The sequence below is a fragment of the Kribbella sp. NPDC050241 genome (assembly GCF_044459685.1).
In the GTDB taxonomy this organism is placed as follows: Bacteria; Actinomycetota; Actinomycetes; order Propionibacteriales; family Kribbellaceae; genus Kribbella.
Window position 1 is genome coordinate 34,002 of sequence record NZ_JBITJE010000001.1, and the last position, 17,837, is coordinate 51,838.

Below are 17,837 nucleotides of genomic sequence, written 5' to 3' on the forward strand. Positions count from 1 at the left end.
GGGGCGTGGTCCGATTCCTGCCGTTCCTGATCAGCCTGGCGCTCAGCGTGTACGCGCTGTTCTCCTGCATCCAGACGCCCGACGAGGAAGTGCCGCATCTGCCGAAGCTGGTGTGGATCGTCCTGATCGTGTTCGTCCCGTTCGTCGGGCCGATCGTCTGGCTGCTCATGTCGCGCACCCAGGGCAGTCGTCGGGAAGTCACGGGCCGGCCGCCACGGCCGTCCGCACGCCCGGTCGCGCCCGATGACGATCCGGACTTCCTCAAGACGCTGGATCGCTACCGCGACCCGCGGACCACGGTCAAGCCGCCGCACGACGACGAGCCTCACGACCGTCCGGACGATCGACCGCAGGACGCTGTGCAGAAGCCCGAGCCGAAGCCTGAGCAGCCCGAGGAGCCGGAGACGAAGCCCAAGGCGAAGGACTCCGGCTCCGAGACGACGCCAGAGGCTGAGACCACCTCAGAGCCCGACGACGGCAAGGCCTGAGCTCGCGCGCAGGCCCCGCCGATCAGGGCTCGTGTGGTGGTGAGTGGACGAGCAGCGGCTCACGCGGACTTTCGGTGCTCGGGCAGGAGGGTGTTGTCGCGCTCCGACTCCGTGGTGCCGCCCCAGACGCCGTACGGCTCTCCGACCGAGAGTGCGTGCTGCCGGCACTCCGGCTGGACCGGGCAGGTCCCGCAGAGGGACTTGGCCACCATCTCGCGGGCACGTTTTCGCACGCCACGCTCCGACTCGGGCGAGAAGAACAGCTCTGGGTTGACGTCGCGGCACGCGGCCTGCGACTGCCAGTCCCACAGATCCATGAGCGGGCGGGGTAGGCGAGGCATCCCTCTCGACATGGCAACCTCCTTGACTCACCGTAAGCGCGGACGGGCGCTCGGTGAAAACTATGCTCAACTCATGGCGAGTTCAACCCTTGTTGTCTCGAACTTCGGTCCATTCGTTATCGGCAGGTGTCGTCGTGTGTCGTGATCGGGGCCGGATCACGCGGAGAGTGTGTTCACGTCATCACCGGGTGTGACTTGCGCCACTTATCCGGTGACCGACAGGTCAGACCTCGCCGGCCGGGTCGAACCGGTAGTACTCGTGCGCTCCGTGCGGGGTGCCGGTCTCGCCGGTCAGGGCACGGATGACCATCGCGTGCGTGATGGCCAGCACCGGGCCGTCCGTGCTCGCGGAATGCCGGGTGAGTGCCGCACGGGCCCGCTCACGGACCCGGGACAGCGGCTCCCAGGGCCGTTGGATGCCTTCCGGCCACTCGCCGTCGTACGCCTCGAGCTCGGCCTGTGCGGCCCGTACGTCGGCGATGCCGCGCCACGCACCGGTGTGGTCCGGCAGCCAGTCGCGGAGGTCGTAGTCGACCCGGACGCCGAGGGCCAGCCGGTGGCCGATGATCGCGGCGCTCTGCAGCGCGCGGGTGAACGGGGAGCTGACCAGGTACGTCGCTCCGATCCCGCTGAGCAGGTCCGCGAGCTCCTGGGCCTGTTTCGTCCCGAGCGGGGTGAGCGGGGCGGAGTCTGCTGCCATACCTGGCCAGCCCCGGGAGTCGATCGGCTCGTAGTCCGGCTCCCCGTGCCGGACCAGATAAATCTGTGTCACGGCCATGTTCTACCGGAGATGGCGGGCGCCTGCCCATCCTCGGGCGTGGCTGCTCGTGGACGGATCTGCGACGGAGGCGGGCGGACGGATGTCGTGCAGCTCGTCGAAGACGTGGTCGATGCCGGCGGCGGGATGCGGGCGTGGCCCCGGCTGCGGCTCGATCCAGCGCACCTCGGTCGCGCCGTGGTGGCCGTGCACCGCGAGCACCGAGTGCAGATTCGGCCAGACAGCTGTCGCGGGATTGTCACCGCGCCAGCGCAGCGCCACCGACCCGTCGCTGAACTCGCAGCCCTCAGCGACCACTCCCGTGCCCGACACGCCACTGGGATCCCGGTAACGAACCAACTCGAAGGTCCGCGGCCTCACCACCGTGCTGCACTCCTCATCGTGTCGACCCGTCTTGCAGCCCTCAACGAGGCCGGACCGCCTGCGGTTACTGAGGAGTGACAGCTCGGCGCATGAAGATGCGTTGCGCCGGGTCGAGTCCGAACGCCGTCTCGGCGGCCAGGAGGTCGGTCAGACCGGGAGTCCACTCGTCCGGCCGCAACTCCACGAAGCCGAGGCGGGCGTAGTAGGGGCCGTTCCAGGGCACGCTGCGGAAGGTGCTGAGGGTGAGTGCGGGCAGACCCTGCTCAGCCGCCCACGAGTCGACGTGCTCGATCAGCAGGCGGCCGAGGCCCTGACCCTGCTGGTCGGGATGGACACTCACCTGCTCGATGTGCGCCGCGTCGTCGACCAGCGTGACCAGGACGAAGCCGGTCGGACGGTCGTCGGCGTCGGTCGTGACCCAGAGCCGGCCGGCCTGGCGACTCTGCTCGAACAGCTCGAGCGGCGGCGCTGGATGCTCGGCGATGTCGGTCATGCCGATGTCGCGGAAGAGGACGCCGGCGGCGACCTCGAGCTCGCGCAGGAGCTCCAGCTCGTCCTGGCGCGCGGTACGGATGCTCACCCCCTGAGACAACCATGATCGAGGCGCGGATGCCACGGACTTTCCGCGCCGGTGGTACTCTCGGTCCCGTGACGCGCAGCTATTGGCGATTTTTTGAGTGGCCGGCCTTGGTGCCGGGCGACTCAGCCGATCGCTGACGCCCACCGAAGACACCAGAGCCGGCCCGAAGGCAAGGACATCCGTCCTTGCCTTTTCTCGTTCCCAGCCGGCTGCCTGCGACCTTCCGCGGTGTCCGGCGGAAAGGTCCCCAGTCATGAACACCATCCCGCACCAGGCCAGTCAGGCGGCCGTCGTCGATCGACGGATCGAGAAGACCGTCCCGTTGATCACTCCGCTCGCGCTGCACGACGAGCTGCCGCTGAGTGACTCCCTGGCTCGGACCGTTGTCGACGGCCGCCAGGCGGTCGCCGACGTACTGAACGGCGTCGACGACCGCCTGCTGGTCGTCGTCGGCCCGTGCTCGGTGCACGACGCGAAGGCGGCCCTCGAGTACGCCGAACGCCTCCGCCCGGTCGCCGAGCGCCTGTCCGACGGTCTTCTCGTGGTGATGCGCGTGTACTTCGAGAAGCCGCGCTCTACGCTCGGCTGGAAGGGTCTGATCAACGACCCCGGCCTGGACGGCTCCGGTGACGTGAACCGCGGCCTGCGGACCGCCCGGCAGTTGCTGCTGCAGGTGCTCGAGCTCGGCCTTCCGGTCGGCTGCGAGTTCCTCGACCCGATCACGCCGCAGTACATCGCCGATCTCGTCGGATGGGGCGCGATCGGCGCCCGGACCGTTGAGAGCCAGGTCCACCGTCAGCTGTCGTCCGGCCTGTCGATGCCGATCGGAATGAAGAACCGTCCCGACGGTTCGATCGGTACGGCGGTCGACGCGATCAAGGCGGCCGCCGTACCGCACGTGTTCACCGGGATCGACCACGACGGAGCGCCGGCCATCCTGCACACCCGCGGCAACCCGGACTGCCACCTGGTCCTGCGCGGCTCCGACGGCGGACCCAACTACGATGAAGAGTCGGTCGCGGGAGCCCAGGAACTGCTGCGAAAGGCGGGTCTGGCGGAGCGGGTCGTCGTCGACGCGAGCCACGGCAACAGCCGCAAGGACCACCGCCGGCAGCCGGTGGTGGCCGGCGAGATCGGTGCACAGGTCGCCGCGGGCAACCGGGCGATCGTCGGCGTGATGCTGGAGTCGTTCCTGGCCGAGGGCCGCCAAGAACTCGACCCCACGAGAGAGCTGACCTACGGGCAGTCGATCACCGACGCCTGCATGGGTTGGGAAACCACCGAAACAGTGCTCGAGGAGCTGCGTGACGCGGCGGTCGCACGGCGCGGATAGCTGTTCATCTTGCGGCTGCGCGGCGGCCACAGGCTTTGCTTACTGTCCGGGGCATGACTGAGATCTCCCGGCGCCTGGTGCTCGGTTCGGCGGCGGGTGGGGCAGCGTTGTCGCTGCTCCCACCCTCGCTGCACACCGCGATGGCGCAACCTGTGCGGCGAGGTGGCTTGCGAGCGATCGAGCACGTGATCGTGCTCATGCAGGAGAACCGTTCGTTCGACCACTACTACGGAACCCTGCGCGGCGTCCGCGGGTTCGGTGACCGGCAGCCGTTGCGGCTGCGCAACGGCAAGAGCGTGTTCCACCAGCCCCAGACCGGCGGTGGCGAGGTGCTGCCGTTCTCGGTCCGCGAGGCGGCGGCCGCGGCCGGCCGGCAGCCCGACGACATCCAGTACCTCGGTGCGCTGGCCCACGGCTACAGCGACGCGACCCAGGCCTGGAGCAACGGCTGGCACGACGACTGGGTCCAGGCCAAGACGTCCGCCACCATGACCCACTACGAGCGCCGCGACATTCCGTTGCAGTACGAGCTCGCCGAGACCTTCACGATCTGCGACGCCTACCACTGCTCCGTCAACGGCTCCACCAACCCGAACCGCAACTACCTGTGGTCCGGCACGACCGGCTACGAGCCCGGTACGACGCAGCGCGCGGTCACGAACGCGGCGTACGACTACAACCACCTGGGCTACGACTGGACGGCGTACCCGGAACGGCTGGAGCGGGCCGGGGTGTCGTGGCAGATCTACCAGGAGTGGGACAACTTCACCGACAACGCGGTCGAGTACTTCAAGACCTTCAAGGAGTTGGGTCACCGGATCCTGGCGTCAGTGCCCGGCGGCTACCGGACCACCGAGGAGTTCTACGACAAGCTCTTCGCGAAGACGCCGGCCGAGCGGACCGATGCGCTGAAGCAGCTGGACGCGGCGGTCGACCAACTGCCGGTCAAGGACCAGAAGCTGTTCCGCAAGGCGATGTACCGGTCCGAGCCGGAGTCGCTGATCCCGCGGGTCCGCGCCGACATCAAGGCCGGGAAGCTGCCGCAGGTGAGCTGGCTGGTACCGTCCGCGGTCGACTCCGAGCACCCCGGTTCGTCCACGCCGGTGGGCAGCGCGAACCTGGTCTACGACCTGCTCGACGCGATCGCGTCGGACCCGGAGACGTGGTCCAAGACCGTGCTGCTGATCAACTTCGACGAGAACGACGGCTACTTCGACCACGTCCCGCCGCCGGTCGCGCCGCGGCCCGCTTCGGGTGAGGGTGACGACTGGTACGCCGGTCGGCCGATCGGACTCGGGCCGCGGGTGCCGATGACCGTGGTGTCGCCGTGGACCGTCGGCGGACACGTCAGCTCGCAGGTGTTCGACCACACGTCGGTGATCCAGTTCCTCGAACGCTGGACCGGTGTGAAGGAACCGAACATCAGCACCTGGCGCCGCACCGCGTGCGGCGACCTCACCTCGGCGTTCGACTTCGATCGCGCGTACCGGCAGCCGTCGGTCGACGCACCCGGTCCGGTGCCGGCGCCGATCGCGCGCTGGAAGCCGACGCCGCCGGCCGACCAGGCAGTGCCGCAACAGGAGCACGGCCGTCGTCCGGCGCGCGCTCTGCCTTACCAGCCGTCGGTCTCCGGGTTCGTTGCTGACGGCAAGTTGATGTTGGCCCTCGGCAACGACGGAGACCAGGCTGCGCACTTCGCCATCTACCCGTACGGCGGTGAGCTGCCGCTGCCGGCACATCTCGACGTACGGCGCTCGCACGTCGAGACGATCGCGGTGGACGGCCCGTTCGAGCTGGCGGTCCAGGGTCCGAACCGGTTCTGGGCCGAGCTGGCCGGTTCCGTCGACGGACCCGCCGCGGGGCTGGACGTGCGCACCGAACGGCACGGCAACGAGCTCGAACTGGAGCTCGTCAACACCTCGCGCAAGTCGCTGACCGTCAAGCTGAAGGCTCGCGGTTACGGCAGCAAGACCGTCACCATCGAACTGCGGGGCAAGCAGAACCGGTCCCTGTCCTGGCCGACCGACCACGGCTGGTACGACGTCGAGGTCACCAGCCCGGACGATATGTCGTACCGGCGTCGTCTGACCGGTCACCTGGAGATCGGCAAGCCCAGCATCACCGGCTGATCGCTGCCGTCCGCGCCCTGGTCACGGTGATCAGGTCGGCGGGGGACAGGCCGATGTCGAGACCGCGGCGGCCACCGGACACGTAGACCTTGGCGTGTTCGGTGGCCGTGCTGTCGACCACCGTGGGCAGAGCGCGTTTCTGGCCGATCGGGCTGATGCCGCCGACGACGTACCCGGTGGTGCGTTCGGCGGCGGCCGGGTCGGCCATCACCGCCTTCTTCCCGCCTGCCGCGGCCGCGATCGCCTTCAGGTCGAGTTGCTTGTCGACCGGTACGACGCCGACCGTGAGCTTGCCGTCGACCTCGACCAGCAGCGTCTTGAACACCTGCTCGGCCGCCAGCCCCAGCGCCTCGGCCGCCTCCAGCCCGAACGACTTCGCTGCCGGATCGTGGTCGTAGGTGTGCGTGCTGAACTCCACCTTCGCCTTCGTCAGCGCAACCGTCGCGGGCGTTCCCTGGCTCTGCCTACTCTTCGCCACCAGCCGAGCTTACGAGACGCACACAGCAGTGGCCTGCTTGCGGGTCGAGGCGAGCCTCGAGGGGCTCGTCGACGGTGTTGAGGAGGCCGGTCACCAGGTGCAGGTTCATGCCGCAGACCAGCCGGGGGTGTTCGGCGGCGAGGCGGCGGAAGGGGCAGTTGCCGAGCGCGATGCCGTCCTCGGCGGTGCGTGGCTCGAAGCCGTGCCGCTCCAGGATCTCGGTCAGCGAGAGGCCCGATCCGGTCCTCCCGAGGGCCTCGCCGTACTCCTCGGCCTTGCGGTTGACCGCGTCGCGGGGTGAGCTGCCGGTCGTCTCGGCGTCCTCGACCGCGGCCGCGAGCAGCCGGCCGGCCACGGCGTACTGGCGCTCGGGGAGGGTGATCTCGATCTCCCGGTCGGACCGGTGGTAGAGCTTCGCAGGCCGTCCGGCGCCGGGGCCGGTGCGGCCGGTCCGGCGCTCGAAGCCGGTCGCGAGCAGGCCCTCCTCGGTCAGCCGGTCCAGGTGGAACGCGGCGGTGGTCCGCGGGATGCCGAGCGCGGCGGCCGCTTCCTCGCGACTCACCGGCGCCGGCTGGGCGACGACGTACTCGTACAGCCGGCGTCGCGTCGGCTCCTCGAGCACGGCGACGGCCTGCACGCTCGCGTCCCAGGACATGTCCACGGGATGATTCTATCGACAAGATCCGTTGATGAAAATGTATAGTGACTTAGGTCCGTTGACCCCTCAGGGAGTGTGCAGATGGCGATTTCGGCCGATCTCGAATCCGTCCCCCTCCATATCGTCCCCGGCCGTGCGGAGATCGATCTCCCCGCCGCCCAGCGGGCCGTCGCGGATCTGCTGACCGCGCTCGGCCGGGACCCGCACAGCGCTCACCTCGCCGACACCCCCAGGCGAGTGGCCGACGCGTACGCCGAGATGCTCACCCCACGCGAGTTCGAGCTGACCACGTTCCCGAACGACGAGGGGTACGACGAACTCGTGCTGGCCAAGGACATTCCGGTCCAGTCCCTGTGCGAGCACCACCTGCTGCCGTTCACCGGCGTCGCGCACGTCGGCTACCTGCCAGGGGAGCGGATTCTCGGGCTGTCCAAACTCGCCCGCGTGGTCGAGCTGTTCGCCCGCGACTTCCAGGTCCAGGAACGGCTGACCAAGCAGGTCGCCGACTGGCTCCAGGACCATCTGGCGCCGAAGGGCGTCGGCGTGGTGATCGAGGCCGAGCACCAGTGCATGTCGCTGCGCGGTGTTCGCGCCACCGGCTCCCGGACGGTCACGTCGTCCCTGCACGGCACGCTGCGCGAGAACCCCAGCTCACGCCAGGAGTTCTTCGCACTCACGGGTCTGACGCCGTAGCCGGCGGTCAGGCCGTGGCCACCGCCGGTGGGCGGTGGTGGGTGTTCCGTCCGGTGGCGAGGATGTGGGCGACCTCGCCTGGAAGCAGATCGGTGCCGGGGACCGGTTCCATCTCGGAGACGTCGATCCAGCGCACTACGGTGGCGCCGCAGTGGCCGTGGACGGCGAGGATGGAGTCGAGGTCCGGCCAGATCGCCGTGGACGGGTTCGGGCCGTGCCAGCGGAGCGCGACCGAGCCGTCGGTGAAGACACAGCCTTCGGCCACGATGCCGGTGCCGGAGACTCCGCTGATATCGGTGTAACGGACGAGTTCGAAGGTCTGCGGTTTCACCGGCGGACCTCGCCGGAATGCGTGGAACCGCCGTAGCCCGAACTGGATTGGCCTGAGGGTGCCATGGTCCTTTCCCCGGTGGTCGGCGTGGAGGGGCGCTCGCCACAAACCGGGGACAATACGGACTGTCAGCGGGGAAGTACGGTCTGTAGCGACAGATCTTCTCAAATCAAGTTAGAACCAAACCGGCCGACACGCCAGAGATCTCCCCGCGTGTCTCGATCCTCGATCCGCCCCGCGGTATTTCGGTCCCGGTCCGGTCGCGTCCCGTGATCGAATACGGAAGTGTTCCTGACGCTAGCCACCGACCTTGCCGGAGTTGACGCACCCGCGAGCGATTTCGGGTTCCTGTTGCACAAGAACCCGGCGCGACCGCAGGGGATCGAGGTGACCGGCGGCACAGCGCATGTGTTCTACCCCGACGCCACCGACGAGCGCTGTACGGCGGCCGTCCTGCTCGAGATCGACCCGATCGCGCTCGTCCGCTCCGGGCGGGGGAAGGCGCAGGAGGGGTTCACCCTCGGGCAGTACGTGAACGACCGGCCGTACGCCGCCTCCAGCCTGCTCGCCGTCGCGCTCGGCAAGCTCTTCCGGACCGCGATGAACGGCCGCTGCGACGCCCGCCCCGACCTGGCCGCCCGGCCGATCCCGCTGGAGATCCACGTCCCCGCGCTGCCATGCAACGGCGGCGCCGAGCTGGCCGCCCGCATGTTCGGCCCGCTCGGCTGGATCGTCGACGCTCGGCCGGTGCCGCTCGATCCGGAGATCCCCGCGTGGGGTGACTCCCGGTACGTCGATCTGCGGCTGACCGGCGTACTCCGGCTGGCCGACGCGCTCAATCACCTCTATGTCCTGCTCCCGGTGCTGGACGACGCCAAGCACTACTGGGTCGGCTCGGACGAGGTCGACAAGCTGGTCCGGGCCGGCGAGGGCTGGCTCGGCACGCACCCGGAGAAGGACCTGATCTCCCACCGCTACCTGGCCCACCGCCGGTACCTCGCCGACACCGCCCTCGAGCGCCTCGCCGAGGCCGACGGCGTGGAGCTCGTGGAGGAGCCATCGGAGGAAGGCTTGGTCTCCCTGGCGGTCGAACGTCGCCAGACGGTTGCCGGCGTACTGCGGGAGCTCGGGGCGCGGCGGATCGCGGACCTCGGCTGTGGTGAGGGCGCGCTGGTCGGTGAGCTGCTGAAGGACCCGATGGTCGGCGAGCTGATCGCGACCGACGTGTCCGCGCGGGCCCTGATCGGCGCCAAGCGGCGGCTGCACTACAACGACCTGCCCGACCGTCAGCGGGAGCGGCTGCGCTTCCTGCAGTCGTCGGTGACGTACGCCGACCACCGCCTGGCAGGCCTGGACGCTGCGGTCCTGATGGAGGTGATCGAGCACGTCGACCCACCACGCCTGCCCGCCCTGGCCAAGTCCGTCTTCCAGGCCGCCCGCCCCGCCGCGGTCATCGTCACCACCCCCAACAGCGACTACAACGTCCGCTTCGCGTCCTTGCCCGCCGGCCGTTTCCGCCACCCCGACCACCGCTTCGAATGGACCCGCACCGAATTCCAGTCCTGGGCCACCGCGGTTGCCCACGACAACGGCTACGCCGTGGAGTTCCGTCCGGTAGGTCCGGAGGACCCGGAGGTGGGCCCGCCGACGCAACTAGCGCTCTTCACCCGCGTCGCCCCCGAGGGCGTGGCCTCTGCTGCCGCGTCAACTCCCGCCGGTCGCGCAGCGCAGCCGCGCGACCGGCGGGATGCCGGGGAGGTCATGAGCTGATGGGCGCACTTCACATCCCCAACCTGTGCCTTGTGGTTCTGGTGGGGGCCAGCGGTTCCGGCAAGTCGACGTTCGCCCGGACGCATTTCAGGGCTACCGAGGTGATCTCGAGTGACTTCTGCCGTGGGCTGGTGTCTGACGACGAGAACGACCAGGCGGCCAGCAAGGACGCGTTCGAGGTGCTCAACTTCATCGCGGCCAAGCGCCTCGCTGCCGGCCGCTTGACGGTGATCGACGCGACCAACGTGCAGCCCGAGGCGCGCAAGGAACTGGTTGCTCTGGCGCGGGAGCACGACGTACTGCCGATCGCCATCGTCCTCGATCCGCCGGAGCGTGTCTGCGTGGAGCGCAACGCACAACGCCCGGATCGCCAGTTCGGCGGGAAGGTCGTCGCCCGGCAGCGTTCGCAGCTGAGGCGCGGTCTGCGCAGCCTGAAGCGCGAAGGCTTCCGCACTGTTCACGTCCTCGACAGCGTCGAGGAGATCGATGCCGTCAGCATCGAGCGCACCCGGCTCTTCAACGACCTGACCGACCAGACCGGCCCGTTCGACATCATCGGCGACATCCACGGTTGCCGTGCCGAGCTGGAGCAGTTGCTGACCGAACTCGGCTACACCCTCACCCGCGACGCCAACGGCCGCCCGATCGACGCGGTCCACCCGGGGCGCCGCGCGATCTTCGTCGGCGACCTCGTCGACCGCGGCCCGGATACGCCGGGCGTACTGCGGCTGGTGATGGGAATGGTTGCCGCCGGCCACGCGTACTGCGTTCCCGGCAACCACGAGGACAAGTTGCTCAAGGCACTCAGAGGCCGGAACGTCAAGATCAGCCACGGTCTCGAGACCACGCTCGAGCAGCTGGCCGAGGAGCCGGCCGAGTTCCGCGACGCGGTCGAGCAGTTCATCGACGGCCTGATCTCGCACTACGTCTTCGACGAAGGCAAGCTGGTCGTCTCGCACGCCGGCCTGGTCGAGCGCATGCACGGCCGCGCATCCGGCCGGGTCCGTTCCTTCTGCCTGTACGGCGAGACGACCGGCGAGACCGACGAGTTCGGCCTACCGGTCCGCTACCCGTGGGCCCACGAGTACCGCGGTCGCGCGATGGTCGTCTACGGCCACACGCCGACCCCGGAGCCGGAGTGGATCAACAACACGATCTGCCTCGACACCGGCTGCGTCTTCGGCGGCGCGCTCACCGCGCTGCGCTACCCCGAGCGCGAGTTGGTCTCGATCCGGGCGGCCGAGGAGTACTACGCTCCGGCGAAACCATTGCATGTGGCAACCGCGCCCGCACGCGAGCCTGACGTGCTCGAGCTCACTGACGTCACCGGCCGCCGGGTGATCGAGACGTCGACCCACGGCCGGCTGAGCATCCGGGCCGAGCAGGCCGGTGCCGCGCTGGAGGTGATGAGCCGGTTCGCGATCGACCCGCGCTTCCTGCTGTACCTGCCGCCGACGATGAGCCCGGTCTCCACCTCGAGCGAACCCGGGCTGCTGGAGCACCCGCTGCAGGCGTTCGAGACGTTCAAGGGCCAAGGTGTCACCGAGTTGGTGTGCGAGGAGAAGCACATGGGCTCCCGCGCCGTGGTTCTGCTGACCCGGGATGACGATGTCGCCGAGAAGCGTTTCGGTCTCGCCGGTCGTGGCGCGGTCCACACCCGCACCGGACGGTCCTTCTTCGAAGCTCCACTGACCGACGAGCTCCTGCTCAGGCTGAGAGCGGTCGTCGAGACGGCGGGCGTGTTCGACGAGCTCGACACGTCCTGGCTGCTCCTCGACGCCGAGCTTCTACCGTGGAGCGCCAAGGCCGAGGACCTGCTCCGTCACCAGTACGCCGCTGTCGGTGCGGCCGCTCGCAACTCATTGCCAGCGGCAACCGCAGCGCTCGAATCCGCCGCTGCGGCGGGACTTGACGTCGACCGGTTGCTCACCGCAACAGGGCGTCGTACTGCGAACGTCGAGCGATTCACCGCGGCGTACCGGCGCTACTGCTGGCCGACGGACGGGCTCGACGGAGTCCGGGTCGCGCCGTTTCAGGTCCTCGTGTCGGAAGCAGCGACGTACCAGGACCGACCGCACGCCTGGCACCTGGGCATCGCGGACCGGATGGTTGCCGCGGGCCCGGACCTGATCACGCCGACGCGGCGCCTGTACGTCGATGCGTCGGGATGGGATGCCGGGATCGCGTGGTGGCAGGAGCTCACCGACGCGGGTGGTGAAGGCATGGTCGTGAAGCCGGCCGCCAACCTGACCCGGACCGCGAAGGGGCTCGCGCAGCCGGGGCTGAAGGTGCGCGGGCAGGAGTACCTGCGGCTGATCTACGGCCCCGACTACACCGAGCCCGCGAATTTCGAGCGTCTCCGCGACCGCAACCTCGGTCACAAGCGCTCACTCGCTCTCCGCGAGTACGCCCTCGGCCTGGAAGCCCTGGAGCGAGCCGCCCGCGGTGAGCCGCTCTGGCGCATCCACGAATGCGTGTTCTCCGTCCTAGCCCTCGAGTCGGAACCGGTGGACCCACGTCTATGACCAGCTACACGATCCCTGGAATGCACGTCCGCGAACACATCGTCTCGGTGCCGCTGGACTGGTCCACTCCGGACGGTCCGGACCGCATCAACGTGTTCGCCCGCGAGGTCGTCGACCCGATGCGCAAGGACGAGGACCTACCCTGCCTGCTCTACCTGCAGGGCGGTCCCGGCGGGCGGGCGCCGCGCCCGGTCGAGCCGTCCGGGTGGATCGGGACGGCGCTGAAGACCTACCGGGTGATCCTGCTCGACCAACGCGGGACTGGTCGCAGTACGCCGATCAGCGCGCGGTGGATGGAGTCGTTCGAGAGCGCCGAGGCCGGTGCGGACTACCTGGCGTGCTTCCGCGCGGACTCGATCATCGCGGACGCCGAGCATCTGCGGACGACCGTGTTCGGCGGGGTCAAGTGGTCGACACTCGGGCAGAGCTACGGCGGATTCCTGACGCTGACCTATCTCTCGAAGGCACCCGAGGCGCTGACCGCGTGCTACGTGACGGGCGGTCTCGCCTCGATCGATCCGGATGCCGCCGAGGTGTACCGGCGTACCTATCCGCGCGTCGAGGCGAAGAACCGCGAGTTCTACCGCCGCTATCCGCACAACGTGGACCGGGTCGCCGCGATCGCGGACCGGCTCGCGGCGGACGACGTACGGCTGCCGGACGGTGACCGGCTGACGGTACGGCGGTTCCAGTCGCTCGGGATCGCCTTCGGGATGAAGCCCGGGTACGAGCGGATGCATTGGCTGATCGACGAGGCGTTTGACGGGGATGCGTTGTCGGACACGTTCCTGAGCCAGGTGATGGGGGAGTCGTCGTACAGGGCCGAGCCGCTCTTCGCCGCGCTGCAGGAGAGCATCTACGGGTCCGGCGAGGGTGCGACTGCGTGGGCGGCCGAGGCCGAGCGGGCGCTGCGGCCGGAGTTCGCCGAGGACGCGCGGCCGCTGCTGTTCACCGGCGAGATGATGTACCCCTGGATGTTCGAGGAGATCCGGGGTCTGCGTCCCTTCCGGGCAGCCGTCGAGGTCCTGGCGGCCCGGCCGCGGTGGTCTGAGCTGTACGACCTCGAGCGGCTCGCGGCGAACGACGTACCGGTGGCGGCCGCGGTGTACTACGACGACATGTACGTCGACTCCGGGCTGCAACTGGACACGGCCCGGCGGGTCGGCAACGTGCAGGCGTGGGTCACGAACGAGTACGAGCACGACGGCCTCAGCACCGAGCGGGTGTTCAACCGCCTGGCCGAGCTCGTGCACTCGGTCGGTGGCGGCGTCCGCGCGGGCTGACTGGCAGCTTCAGGCTGGAGCGCCTGCAGTCCGCGCTGCGGTTCTACGACGGCTCGAAGCGGTAGACGCTCGGATCGCACAAGTCGGCGACGCTGGCCGGCTACCGGATCCGGGTCAGCGTCGCCAACAGCAAGCAGGCCACCTTCACGGTGGACATTCTCTGAGGAGTCAGGCCGACTTGAGCGCGCCGTCCGCCGTGGCGGCGGCGTCCGAGCCGTACGCCGACTCCAGGCGATCGAGGAACGCGGCGCGGTCCAGGGTGTACTCCTGGGTGCCGACCGTCTCGAGGACCGTGGTGGCCAGGGTGCAGCCGATCTGGGCGGCGGCCTCGTGGTCGAGGTCCGCGGCGCGGCCGGTGAGGTAGCCGGCCCGGAAAGCATCACCGCCGCCGGTCGGGTCGACCAGTCCCGGAGCCGGGACGGCCGCGACCTTGGCCAGGATGCCGCCGGCGTTCTCGATCACCACACCGTCGCCGCCATGGGTGGTGACGCGGACGCCGACCCGCTCCAGGATCTCCCCGTGGCTCCAGCCGGTCTTCTGCGCCATCAGGCCGGCCTCGTACTCGTTGCTGAACAGGTACGTCGCCCCGTCGACGAGCCGCCGGATCTCCGCACCCTCCATCCGGGCCAGCTGCTGGGACGGGTCCGCGGCCACGGCGATCCCGTGCGCCTTCGCCAGGTCGGTGTGCTTGAGCATGCCCTCGGGGTCGTCGGCGCCGACCAGCACCAGGTCGATCCCGCCGGTCTCGGCGTGGATCGCCGCCAGGTCGAGCTCGCGAGCCTCGGCCATCGCACCGGTGTAGAACGAGGCGATCTGGTTCGCGTCCAGGTCGGTCGTACACGTGAACCGGGCGGTGTGTACGTTCTCACAGACCCGCACGTGTGACACGTCCACACCGGCCTCGGTGAGCGCGGCGCCGTACTCGGCGAAGTCGGCACCGACCGAACCGACCAGCAGCGAGGGCTGACCGAGCTGGGCCATGCCGTAGCAGATGTTCGCCCCTACGCCGCCGCGGTGGACCACCAGCTCGTCGACCAGGAAGGACAGCGAAACCTTGTGCATCTGTTCTTCCAGGAACTGGTCCTTGAACCGTCCGGGGAACGTCATCAGGATGTCGGTCGCGATCGATCCGGCGACGGCGATGCGCATACGGGGTGCTCCCTCGGGTGGGGTGGTTGATCGTGGTTCAGGCAACCCATAGAGACTACAGGCGATCGATCTAATACACGGAAGGCGGGATTCGATGGGAAATCAGGTGCAGGTGACCGACCAGTTGCACGACTACATGGTCGCGCACGGCATGCCACTGGACGAGATCGCCACCGAACTGGTCGCCGAGACCCAGGGGCTCGGACGGGCCTCGGTCATGCTCACCACCCCGGACCAGGCCGCGCTGCTGACCACGCTGACCCGGCTGATCTCCGCCCGCCGGGCGGTCGAGATCGGCACCTTCACCGGCTTCTCGGCGCTGGCGATCTCGCGCGGGCTGCCGGCCGACGGGCGGCTGATCTGCCTCGACGTGGACGACGAGTGGACCTCGATCGGCCGCAAGTACTGGGAGCGGGCCGGCGTGGCGGACAAGATCGACCTGCGGATCGGTGACGCGCACCAGTCGGTGACCGAGCTGGACGGCGAGTTCGACCTGGCCTTCGTGGACGCCGACAAGGACTGGTACATCCAGTACTTCGAGGCAGTGCTGCCGCTGATCCGGCCGAACGGGCTGATGTTGTTCGACAACACCCTCGCCGGTGGGCGCGTGGTCGGCGTTCACGACGAGGAGCCGGTCGACCGCAAGGAGTTCAACGCGCACATCGCCAAGGACGCCCGGGTCGACGTGGTCATGCTCGGCATCGGCGACGGGCTCACCCTGGTCCGCAAGAAGTGAGCCGCGCGTGAGCAAGGTGGCGGCGCGCCTCGCCGTGTCGGGGCTGCAGCACAAGTACGGCGATCGCCCGGTGATCGAGGGCCTGACGTTCAACCTCGCACCGGGGAAGGCGATCGCGCTGGTCGGTCCGAACGGTGCCGGCAAGACGACGGTGCTCAAGTGCATCGTCGGCTCGGCCGAGCCCGCGGCCGGCAAGATCCTGCTGGACGGCCTGCCGATCGACGAACGTGCCGAAGCGGTACGGCGCGACGTCGCCACCCTGCTCGACGACCTCGACTTCTTCCCGGACCTGACCGCGGCCGAGCACCTCGACCTGCTCGCCCGCGCCCACGGCAACCCGGAGCCGGAGGACCTGGTCGACACCCTGCTCGACGACATCGGCCTGCTGCCGGCCGCGGACCAGCTGCCCGGTTCGCTGTCGTCCGGTCAGCGCCGCCGCCTCGCCCTGGCCACGGCCCTGGTCCGGCCGCGAAAACTCCTCGTCCTCGACGAGCCGGAAGCCCGTCTCGACGTCGACGGCGTCCAGTGGTTGTCCCACCGTCTGAGCGAGGAGAAGCGGTTCGGTACGTCAATCCTGTTCGCCAGCCACGACCCGGCCCTGGTCGAGTCGGTCGCGGACTCCATCGTCACCCTGACCCCGCTGCCATGAGCTCTGCGGACGGTCCGGTCGTCTTCGACCCGTCGGACTTCGGCGCCATCCCGACGTCGCGGGCGCTGCGCCAGTGGATGCGCACGACCCGGCGGCGACGGGCGGACCGCTCGTTCTGGCAGATCTTCGAGGACGTCTACCTGGTCCTGTTCACGCTCGCGATGGCCGCGGCGACCGGCGGCAACGTCCTGCGGCAGCTGAACGCGGACGCGTCCCGCTGTACGACGGCGGCCTGCCTGGACCTGGCGCACTACCTGCCGTGGATGCTCGTGCCGTTGCTCGTGGCAACAACGCTGCGAGTGCTGCTGAGTGTCGGGCCGGTGTCGGCGTCGCGGGCGGCCGGGTTCTGGCTGCTGGCCACTCCGGTGAATCGGACGGCTTTGCTGCGGCCGGCGTACTGGCTTGTGATCGTCGTTGTGGCGGTTGGTGGCGCTGTGGCGTCGGTGATCGCCTGGGCGCTGCTCGGTGCGCAACTGCGGTCGATCGGGGAAGCGTCGGTGCTGACGGCGTCCCTGCTGGTCTGCGCCGCTTGTCTGACGGTGTGGGTGCAGCAGTCGGCGGGGCGGAGCAGGTGGACGCTCCGCGTGGCCGACCTGCTGCTGATCGCGGCCGCGATTCCGGCGGTGTGGCTGGCGGTCCGCGGTGAGCCGGCGTCGGATCAGTCGATCACCGGGTCTGGGCTCTCTGCCATCAGCCAGTCCTCGTCGGAGCCGGCCCTGCTGACGTCGGCCCAGACGCACTTCCTGGTGGTCGGGGTGGTCTGCCTGATCGTGGTGGTTGCGCTGGTGATCGTCACCGCTCAGACGCTCGACAAGTTGACTCGAACCACTGTGATCGCCGGTGGTGAGCTGCTGGCCGGCCTGGCCGGGGCGGCGAGCAGTTTGGACATCAGCATGCTGGCTGACGTCGTCTCGGGCCGGCACTGGCGGATGAAGGGTCGCGTGCGGACGCGGCGCGGTCGTGGGTCCGGGGGTGCGGCTTTGGTGCAGCGGGAGTTCCTGCGGATCCTGCGCTGGCCCCGACGGCTCGTGATCGGCTTCGCGCTGCTCGTCGTACCGTATGCCGTCGCCGGGACCGGGTTCGACGTACTGGTGCCGATCGCTGCCGGGTTCGCGGGCTTCGTCGCCGTACGGCCGCTGATGGACGGGCTGCGATCGGTCTGCCGCTCCACCGGCCTGGTCCGTGCGCTCGGGATGGATCTGCGCGAACTGCGGGCGATCATGGCGGTCGTCCCGGCGTTGTTCGCGGCGGTGTGGGCGGCGCTGGCGTTCCCAGCCATCGGAAGCGGAGCCGCTGCCTTCGCGGTCGCCGCCGGGATGCTGTCGGGCGCTGTCCGCCAAGCCTCCGCGCGGCCGCCGTCGTACTCCGGACCGCTTGTCGCCTCACCGATGGGCGCGATCCCGCCCGGCCTGTTCTCGCAGCCGATGCGAGGCTTCGACCTCCTCATCCTCTGCCTGGCCCCGGTCCTGCTGAACCTGAGCTCCACCTGGGTCGTGGTCATCCCCGGTTTCGTCCTCGCGATCATGTTCGCCATCCGCCCGAAGCAGGACTGA

General features: G+C 69.3%; 18 protein-coding genes. 10 read left to right on the top strand and 8 right to left on the bottom strand.

The window, feature by feature from the left end; genetic code table 11:
- The first annotated feature begins 5 nt into the window (after positions 1–5).
- Positions 6–488 (top strand): PLD nuclease N-terminal domain-containing protein, encoded by a 483-nt coding sequence (locus tag ACIBG5_RS00160; RefSeq protein WP_396389228.1) that lies wholly within the window; start codon positions 6–8, stop codon positions 486–488.
- Positions 489–547: 59 nt separating this feature from the next.
- Here the strand turns inward: ACIBG5_RS00160 and ACIBG5_RS00165 are convergent, their stop codons facing one another.
- From ACIBG5_RS00165 to ACIBG5_RS00180, 4 genes are all read right to left on the bottom strand, one after another.
- Positions 548–841, bottom strand: coding sequence for a WhiB family transcriptional regulator (locus ACIBG5_RS00165; protein WP_131350551.1), 294 nt, complete (start codon positions 839–841; stop codon positions 548–550).
- Between the two features lie 211 nt (positions 842–1,052).
- Complete coding sequence (locus tag ACIBG5_RS00170; RefSeq protein WP_396389229.1) at positions 1,053–1,601, bottom strand: histidine phosphatase family protein; 549 nt, start codon at positions 1,599–1,601, stop codon at positions 1,053–1,055.
- Positions 1,602–1,610: 9 nt separating this feature from the next.
- The gene (locus ACIBG5_RS00175) at positions 1,611–1,970 is read right to left on the bottom strand and encodes a hypothetical protein (RefSeq protein WP_396389230.1); all 360 of its coding nucleotides are present in this window, start codon (positions 1,968–1,970) and stop codon (positions 1,611–1,613) included.
- A gap of 64 nt (positions 1,971–2,034) precedes the next feature.
- Positions 2,035–2,550 (bottom strand): GNAT family N-acetyltransferase, encoded by a 516-nt coding sequence (locus ACIBG5_RS00180; RefSeq protein WP_396389231.1) that lies wholly within the window; start codon positions 2,548–2,550, stop codon positions 2,035–2,037.
- A 253-nt stretch (positions 2,551–2,803) separates the two neighbouring features.
- On the opposite strand from ACIBG5_RS00180, the gene ACIBG5_RS00185 reads away from it, so the two are divergent.
- Together ACIBG5_RS00185 and ACIBG5_RS00190 are read left to right on the top strand one after the other, a co-directional pair.
- Entirely contained in the window at positions 2,804–3,883 is a 1,080-nt protein-coding gene (locus tag ACIBG5_RS00185) for a 3-deoxy-7-phosphoheptulonate synthase (RefSeq protein ID WP_396389232.1), read from the top strand.
- A 53-nt stretch (positions 3,884–3,936) separates the two neighbouring features.
- Positions 3,937–6,012 (top strand): phosphocholine-specific phospholipase C, encoded by a 2,076-nt coding sequence (locus ACIBG5_RS00190; RefSeq protein WP_396389233.1) that lies wholly within the window; start codon positions 3,937–3,939, stop codon positions 6,010–6,012.
- On the opposite strand, the gene ybaK is transcribed toward ACIBG5_RS00190, so the two are convergent.
- Both ybaK and ACIBG5_RS00200 read right to left on the bottom strand, forming a co-directional pair.
- Positions 6,002–6,490, bottom strand: coding sequence for a Cys-tRNA(Pro) deacylase (gene ybaK, locus ACIBG5_RS00195; protein WP_396389234.1), 489 nt, complete (start codon positions 6,488–6,490; stop codon positions 6,002–6,004). The genes ACIBG5_RS00190 and ybaK overlap by 11 nt on opposite strands.
- The gene (locus tag ACIBG5_RS00200; RefSeq protein WP_360447892.1) at positions 6,477–7,145 is read right to left on the bottom strand and encodes a helix-turn-helix domain-containing protein; all 669 of its coding nucleotides are present in this window, start codon (positions 7,143–7,145) and stop codon (positions 6,477–6,479) included. Before ACIBG5_RS00200 ends, ybaK begins: the two co-directional genes overlap by 14 nt.
- Before the next feature lie 84 nt (positions 7,146–7,229).
- Here ACIBG5_RS00200 and folE point away from each other — a divergent pair, with 84 nt between their 5' ends.
- Complete coding sequence (gene folE / locus ACIBG5_RS00205; protein WP_360447787.1) at positions 7,230–7,841, top strand: GTP cyclohydrolase I FolE; 612 nt, start codon at positions 7,230–7,232, stop codon at positions 7,839–7,841.
- Between the two features lie 7 nt (positions 7,842–7,848).
- Here the strand turns inward: folE and ACIBG5_RS00210 are convergent, their stop codons facing one another.
- Positions 7,849–8,172, bottom strand: coding sequence for a hypothetical protein (locus ACIBG5_RS00210; RefSeq protein WP_393383261.1), 324 nt, complete (start codon positions 8,170–8,172; stop codon positions 7,849–7,851).
- A gap of 285 nt (positions 8,173–8,457) precedes the next feature.
- Between ACIBG5_RS00210 and ACIBG5_RS00215 the strand changes: the two genes are divergently transcribed.
- From ACIBG5_RS00215 to ACIBG5_RS00225, 3 genes are read left to right on the top strand one after another with little or no spacing between them, the layout of a single operon-like run.
- Complete coding sequence (locus ACIBG5_RS00215; RefSeq protein WP_396389235.1) at positions 8,458–9,942, top strand: 3' terminal RNA ribose 2'-O-methyltransferase Hen1; 1,485 nt, start codon at positions 8,458–8,460, stop codon at positions 9,940–9,942.
- Entirely contained in the window at positions 9,942–12,467 is a 2,526-nt protein-coding gene (locus ACIBG5_RS00220; RefSeq protein WP_396389236.1) for a polynucleotide kinase-phosphatase, read from the top strand. The genes ACIBG5_RS00215 and ACIBG5_RS00220 overlap by 1 nt, the downstream gene beginning before the upstream one ends.
- On the top strand, positions 12,464–13,750 hold the full coding sequence (locus ACIBG5_RS00225; RefSeq protein ID WP_396389237.1) for an alpha/beta fold hydrolase: 1,287 nt from the start codon (positions 12,464–12,466) through the stop codon (positions 13,748–13,750). Before ACIBG5_RS00220 ends, ACIBG5_RS00225 begins: the two co-directional genes overlap by 4 nt.
- Positions 13,751–13,918: 168 nt before the next feature.
- Here ACIBG5_RS00225 and ACIBG5_RS00230 read toward each other — a convergent pair whose 3' ends face one another.
- Entirely contained in the window at positions 13,919–14,899 is a 981-nt protein-coding gene (locus ACIBG5_RS00230; RefSeq protein ID WP_396389238.1) for a carbohydrate kinase family protein, read from the bottom strand.
- A 94-nt stretch (positions 14,900–14,993) separates the two neighbouring features.
- On the opposite strand from ACIBG5_RS00230, the gene ACIBG5_RS00235 reads away from it, so the two are divergent.
- The 3 genes from ACIBG5_RS00235 to ACIBG5_RS00245 are packed head-to-tail and all read left to right on the top strand — an operon-like array spanning position 14,994 to position 17,837.
- Positions 14,994–15,635: an O-methyltransferase gene (locus ACIBG5_RS00235; protein WP_396389239.1), complete on the top strand. Its 642-nt coding sequence runs from the start codon at positions 14,994–14,996 to the stop codon at positions 15,633–15,635.
- Between the two features lie 7 nt (positions 15,636–15,642).
- Entirely contained in the window at positions 15,643–16,284 is a 642-nt protein-coding gene (locus ACIBG5_RS00240) for an ATP-binding cassette domain-containing protein (RefSeq protein WP_396389240.1), read from the top strand.
- Positions 16,281–17,837: a DUF6297 family protein gene (locus ACIBG5_RS00245; RefSeq protein ID WP_396389241.1), complete on the top strand. Its 1,557-nt coding sequence runs from the start codon at positions 16,281–16,283 to the stop codon at positions 17,835–17,837. Before ACIBG5_RS00240 ends, ACIBG5_RS00245 begins: the two co-directional genes overlap by 4 nt.

Coding starts and splice junctions, on each gene's coding strand:
- ACIBG5_RS00165 (WP_131350551.1), bottom strand. CDS start 841: ATGTCGAGAGGGATGCCTCGCCTACCCCGCCCGCTCATGGATCTGTGG.
- ACIBG5_RS00185 (WP_396389232.1), top strand. CDS start 2,804: ATGAACACCATCCCGCACCAGGCCAGTCAGGCGGCCGTCGTCGATCGA.
- ACIBG5_RS00190 (WP_396389233.1), top strand. CDS start 3,937: ATGACTGAGATCTCCCGGCGCCTGGTGCTCGGTTCGGCGGCGGGTGGG.
- ACIBG5_RS00200 (WP_360447892.1), bottom strand. CDS start 7,145: ATGTCCTGGGACGCGAGCGTGCAGGCCGTCGCCGTGCTCGAGGAGCCG.
- folE (WP_360447787.1), top strand. CDS start 7,230: ATGGCGATTTCGGCCGATCTCGAATCCGTCCCCCTCCATATCGTCCCC.
- ACIBG5_RS00220 (WP_396389236.1), top strand. CDS start 9,942: ATGGGCGCACTTCACATCCCCAACCTGTGCCTTGTGGTTCTGGTGGGG.
- ACIBG5_RS00225 (WP_396389237.1), top strand. CDS start 12,464: ATGACCAGCTACACGATCCCTGGAATGCACGTCCGCGAACACATCGTC.
- ACIBG5_RS00230 (WP_396389238.1), bottom strand. CDS start 14,899: ATGCGCATCGCCGTCGCCGGATCGATCGCGACCGACATCCTGATGACG.
- ACIBG5_RS00235 (WP_396389239.1), top strand. CDS start 14,994: ATGGGAAATCAGGTGCAGGTGACCGACCAGTTGCACGACTACATGGTC.
- ACIBG5_RS00245 (WP_396389241.1), top strand. CDS start 16,281: ATGAGCTCTGCGGACGGTCCGGTCGTCTTCGACCCGTCGGACTTCGGC.